This is a genomic window from Desulfobacteraceae bacterium, from assembly GCA_022340425.1.
Taxonomy (GTDB): Bacteria; Desulfobacterota; Desulfobacteria; order Desulfobacterales; family JAABRJ01; genus JAABRJ01.
The window spans coordinates 1-4,846 of the sequence record JAJDNY010000025.1 but is presented as its reverse complement, the minus strand read 5'-3'; the positions used below and the strand labels follow the sequence as shown (position 1 = coordinate 4,846).

The 4,846-nt window shown below is 64.0% G+C and carries 5 protein-coding genes; all 5 read right to left on the bottom strand.

Features of this window, described 5'->3' with window-relative positions; translation table 11 throughout:
* Positions 1-197 precede the first annotated feature (197 nt).
* The gene (locus tag LJE63_02575) at positions 198-878 is read right to left on the bottom strand and encodes a S8 family serine peptidase (GenBank protein MCG6905484.1); all 681 of its coding nucleotides are present in this window, start codon (positions 876-878) and stop codon (positions 198-200) included.
* A 10-nt stretch (positions 879-888) separates the two neighbouring features.
* Entirely contained in the window at positions 889-2,682 is a 1,794-nt protein-coding gene (locus LJE63_02570) for an ABC transporter ATP-binding protein/permease (GenBank protein ID MCG6905483.1), read from the bottom strand.
* A gap of 65 nt (positions 2,683-2,747) precedes the next feature.
* The gene (locus LJE63_02565; protein MCG6905482.1) at positions 2,748-3,740 is read right to left on the bottom strand and encodes a U32 family peptidase; all 993 of its coding nucleotides are present in this window, start codon (positions 3,738-3,740) and stop codon (positions 2,748-2,750) included.
* Positions 3,737-4,597: a hypothetical protein gene (locus tag LJE63_02560; protein MCG6905481.1), complete on the bottom strand. Its 861-nt coding sequence runs from the start codon at positions 4,595-4,597 to the stop codon at positions 3,737-3,739. The genes LJE63_02565 and LJE63_02560 overlap by 4 nt, the downstream gene beginning before the upstream one ends.
* Positions 4,598-4,619: 22 nt before the next feature.
* Positions 4,620-4,846 (bottom strand): hypothetical protein (locus LJE63_02555; protein MCG6905480.1); only part of this gene is annotated, 227 nt, incomplete at its 5' end.

The following is a 4,846-nucleotide window of genomic DNA, read 5'->3' as shown; positions in this document are numbered from 1 at the left end:
TATGAGTTCGCCGACCGGAGAGTGACTCGCCGACTCCCTAAATCCGACAGGAGAAGTGTTTGCTGTCTACGCGTAGAATTGTAACCTACTGATTATTCAAAGTTACATTTTTTGTTGACAGGGGGAATATAGAATGTCCCTTAAATTCTTAAATTCCCCTTACGGATAGGCAGAATTGGGTGCTCTTGACGCGGCCTCTAACCACCGGCCGCCCGGATCAACTGCAGGCGCACCCAATCCGGGCCGCCGCCGGGGTTGTCCGCCAGCAGCCGCGCCACCTCGGCAGTCACGCGGGCGGCGGCGAAGCTGTGGCCCCGGAAGTTGCGTTCCTGGGGCAGCCCCGGCAGGGCCCGCGGCCACCCGTGGGCGCCGAAGGCGATCGGCCGTCCGGGATGATACGAGATGCGACCAGGGGCGCAGGCCGAGTCCCAGAAAACGCCGACAACGGTTTTCAGCGTGGAAGGCCAGATGACGTCATCCGGACCCCGGCCTGCGGCCACCACGACCAGTTGCCGATCGTGGGCCTGCCGGCAGACGCGTTCCAGCGCCAACCGGTGGGTGGGGTTTGCGGTCCCAAGGCTCAAGTGAATCACCTTGATCCGGTGGTCCACGGCCCAGGCCAGCGCAGCGCCCAGCAGCTTTGCCGGGGCGCGCAGCGTGTCGCCAAAAATTTTGAGGGCAAAGAGTCTGGCGGCGGGCAGCCGCTCGCGAATGATCCCGGCAACCGCCGTCCCGTGGCCGATGGTGTCGTGAAAACCAGGGGTGGTCGCGACGCCGCCGTCGGCGGCCGGGAAGAAGGCAATGCCCCCGGCTACCTCGTTGACGTGGGGGTGCTGCGGGTTGACGCCACTGTCGATGAGGGCGATTTCAACCGTCATGGCGAGGTCTCTATCGGCTGCCGGCGACGGTTTCGGGGAAAATCCCGGCCAGAGGGCCGGAGTTCCGGCGTTCCGGCTCCGGCTTGGCGGCAGCAGCACCCGGGCCCGGTCGGGTCGCAGCCTCCGGCGCCCCGTCCGCGACCACCCGGCCGGCCGCGTCCAGGATCACCACCTTGTGGGCCCCCCGCAGGGTGGACATGCGGTGGCTGATCACCAGAATGGTTTTTCCCGCCATCAGGGCATTGAGGGTGTCCTTCAACCGGCTTTCCACCGAGGCATCCAGAAAGGCCGTCGCCTCGTCCAGGATCAGAATCCGCGGCGCCAGCAAAAGGGAACGTGCGATGCTGATGCGCTGTTTCTGCCCGCCCGAAAGCCGCACGCCGCGATCACCGACCGGGGTGGCGTAGCCTTCCGGCAGTCCCTCGACAAATTCATGGATGCAGGCAGCGCGGGCCGCCGCAATGACCTCGGCATCGGAGGCCGATGGCCGGGCGTAGCGGATATTCTCCATGATCGTGGTGTGAAAGAGAAACGTGTCCTGGGACACCAGGGCGATCTGGCGCTTGAGCCAACGGCCGTCCAACTCCCGCAGGTCGATGCCCTCCAGCGTAATACGCCCCGAAGTAGGGCTGAAAAGCCCCAGGATCAGATGGCAGAGGGTGGTTTTGCCCGCCCCGCTGGGCCCGATCAGGGCAGTGACGCGCCCGGCCGGAATCCGAAACGAGACGTTCCGCAGCACCGGCTCATCGGCCTCGTAGGCGAAGGACACGTTTTCGAAGGCGATTTCACCCTTGAAGTCGGCCGGGTCGATGACCCGCCCGCCGCTTTGCCTGGGGCCGGTTTCAATGTCGAGAATCTCGCGCACCCGCGCCAGGGCGACCTTGGATTTCTGCATGGCCAAAAAACCGTCCAGCAGCCCCTGAAGCGGGCCGAAAACCCGTCCCTGGTAAATGGAGAAGGCCACCAGGCTGCCGATGGTCAGTGAGCCGGAGAGCACCAGGCGGCCGCCGTAGCCGAACACCACCAGGGTGTTGATGATGGTGAAAAGGGTGTGCAGGGAGCCTGAGATCGCGCCGATGACCTGATATTTCAGCAGCAGGGCGAGAACACGCGATTGCTTGCGCTCGAGCTTGCCGATCTCGTGGTCTTCCGCGCCAAAGGCCCGCACCAGGCCCTGGCTACCGAGAGACTCCAGCAGAAAATGGGAAATGTCGGCATTGCTCTCGGTCACTTCCCGGGTCAGGGCCACCAGTCGGGGCCGCAGACGCTGAATGATAAAGAGGGAAAGCGGCAGGCAGGCGAAGCTCATCAGCGCCATTTTCCAGTTGAGCCACAGCAGGACCGCGGCGGTGATCAGGCAGGTGAGGAAGTTGAAGAGGTAATTGGGCACGGTGTCGGTCACCAGCCCCTGGACCTCGGCCATGTCCTGGGCGATGCGCGAATAGATGTCGCCGATCCGCGAGCGGCTGAAAAACTGCAGCGGCACCCGGTGCAGATGGGCGAAGAGGTCTTCGCGCATCCGGAACAGCAGGCGGGCGGAATAACGGGTGTAGATGTAGTTGTTGCCCACCCGGACGGCAAACCCCACCATCAGCAGGCCCACCAGACAAATCAGCAGCGGCGCCAGCAGGCCCGCGTTGCCGCCCACCAGGATGCGGTCGATCAATAGTTTGGCGAAAAAGGGTTGGATCATGCCCAGCAATGTGCTGAGGATGCTCAGGCAGAAGGAAAAGACCAGAATCCGCTTGAACGGCCGGAGGTAACCTCCCAGGTAGCTGAGGTGACGGGTGATGGGGATGTCCATTTGGATGCGCCGCCCTGAACCGGATTCGGGTTTGTTGCTGGAAGGTCTTGGGGCAGGCCAGACCGTCAATCTTCCCGGAAATAGCACATGTATCCGCTGTCGCAGAGCTCGGGGGTCTTTCGCAGGGCGCGTGCCAGCGCCGCAACCGCCTCCGGTTCCGCCCCGCTCTCGACCTCGTCCAAGATGGCCTTGACCAGCTGCAGGCTCCGCATCTTGCGCACGAACGAGGCCTCGCGGCCGACGATTTTAACCGCCTCGATCCCCCAGTCCCGGAAATGACCGAACCAGCAGAGGCTGCATGGGCCGTTGGGCAGCCCGTCCTCCTGCCAGGAACAGCCGCAGTTGTTCTGGAACCACAGGTAGCGCCGCAGGGCCATCATTTCCCCGGCCAGGTCCGTGCCGCCGGCCCCGCCGCCGGCCGGTGGACCGTAGAACTCCGGCGTCCACGAGCTGTGGCAGAAAGGCCCCAGCGCATGGGAAGTCTGGCAGAAGCCCTCCTCGAAGTAGCAGCCGTCGTTGACGGCGAAGACCTCGAATTCCATGGACCCAGCCGTCCCGGATACCAGGCGCTGAATTTCGGAAAGGGTGAGCTGGCGCGGCAGGATGATCCGGTCGACCCCCATGGCGCGGTAAAACTCGGCGGTGCGGGAATTGAAGCAGCTTCCCAGGCTGCTCAGATGGAGCTTCACCGGCAGCTGGCTGCGACCGAGCTTTTGCAGCAGGTTGAAATCGCTGACGATCAGGGCGTCGACATGGGCCTCGGAGACCAGTTTTTGGGCCAGCTCCATCAGAAATGGCAGACCGGCACGGGGATAGAAGGCAGCGTTGAGGGTGGTGCTGACTTTCACCCCGGCGCGGTGGGCCGCCTCCACGATCTGCAGCAGATCCTCCCATGCCGTCAGGTTGGCCTGCGCGGGGCTGCGGCGGTTGACCCACCACTGGTCCCCGTAGCGCATTTCCCACTCGGGAGGCGTGACCCCGCAGTACAGCTCATCGGCCCCGAAATGCAGCAGCATTTCAACCTCGCCAAGGGAGCTGACCGGCGCATTGATCTTCATGGGATCCCCATGGCCTCCCCCTGGTAGACCAGCCGCAGGCCTTGCGAGCGGGCTTGGGCGAACAGCCGGGAGAGCCTGGTGTTGTCGTATCGGTAAAAAACCGTATTGCCGTTTTGAAAAACCGGAAGTTCAAACCCGGGGCTTGTTAATTTCAGTACGACCGTGCTGCAGGGCCGCGCGCAGACCTTGGCGGGGACGAACTTTTCTCGCAGCGGGCGGCCGAAGCCGGCCATCCAGCACACCCGGCCGCTGGTGACGCATCCGAAGGGGAAATAAACGGCCGTTGGCAGGGCGCCGCAGGCGATGCCGGAATCGTCCGCGTAAGGCGGCAGGTCGTACTCCAGGCGCCGAACCTGCAGCGCTTGCATCCTGCGCTGAAACCCGGCATCGTGAAAGGTGCCTGAGTTCAGCAGTTCCCGGGCCTCGGGGGATATGGCGGCGATGGACGCGGCATCCCCCAGCCGCGGGTCCTTGAAGCCCTTGTTGAGCACACGGCCCGCCGACAGGTTCTTGAGCCCAAACTCCTCCCGCAGCAACGTCATCACGCCCCAGTCGTTGAATACGATCTCGGTGTCGGGCCGGCGGGCGCCGAGATGGGCAAAAAGCGGGGCAGCCCGCGCCATCTGCGGGTCGGTCAGGACCGGGGTCAGCAGCGTCAGCCCGTAGCCGTGGGCATCGGCCGCCCGCAGCAAGGCTTTGAAGGCAGCGAGGTCCGGCAGGCGGTGAAAACAGAACTCGTCTCCGACATAGACCCGGCTGACACCCCCAAGCCCCCCCTCGCCGGTTACCCACCCGTGGGGGAGGTCGCCGGCCCGCGCCAGCCCATCGAGGTTTCGCACGTGAACCGCCAGCTCCATCGCGCCGCTCCGCCGGTTGTGGTCAGCCCTTTACCGGCACCTCCGAAGCCGTCTCGGTTTCGGTTACCTTTTCGTAGAATTTCTGCCCGTTGCGCATTTCGTGGCTGTGGCAATCCTTGCAGGGCTGCTGGGCAATCCCTTTGATCAGTTTGCGGTGAATCCGGGTTTGGTCGATCTGCAGGTGGTTTTCGACATTTTTGCACTTGAAGCACCGGCTGTTGGGCACCATGCTCCAGTAGCCCGGTTCCC

Bases quoted from the DNA above. Each gene is read 5' to 3' on its own strand.
- LJE63_02575 (MCG6905484.1), bottom strand. From the start codon at position 878: ATGACGGTTGAAATCGCCCTCATCGACAGTGGCGTCAACCCGCAGCAC.
- LJE63_02570 (MCG6905483.1), bottom strand. From the start codon at position 2,682: ATGGACATCCCCATCACCCGTCACCTCAGCTACCTGGGAGGTTACCTC.
- LJE63_02565 (MCG6905482.1), bottom strand. From the start codon at position 3,740: ATGAAGATCAATGCGCCGGTCAGCTCCCTTGGCGAGGTTGAAATGCTG.
- LJE63_02560 (MCG6905481.1), bottom strand. From the start codon at position 4,597: ATGGAGCTGGCGGTTCACGTGCGAAACCTCGATGGGCTGGCGCGGGCC.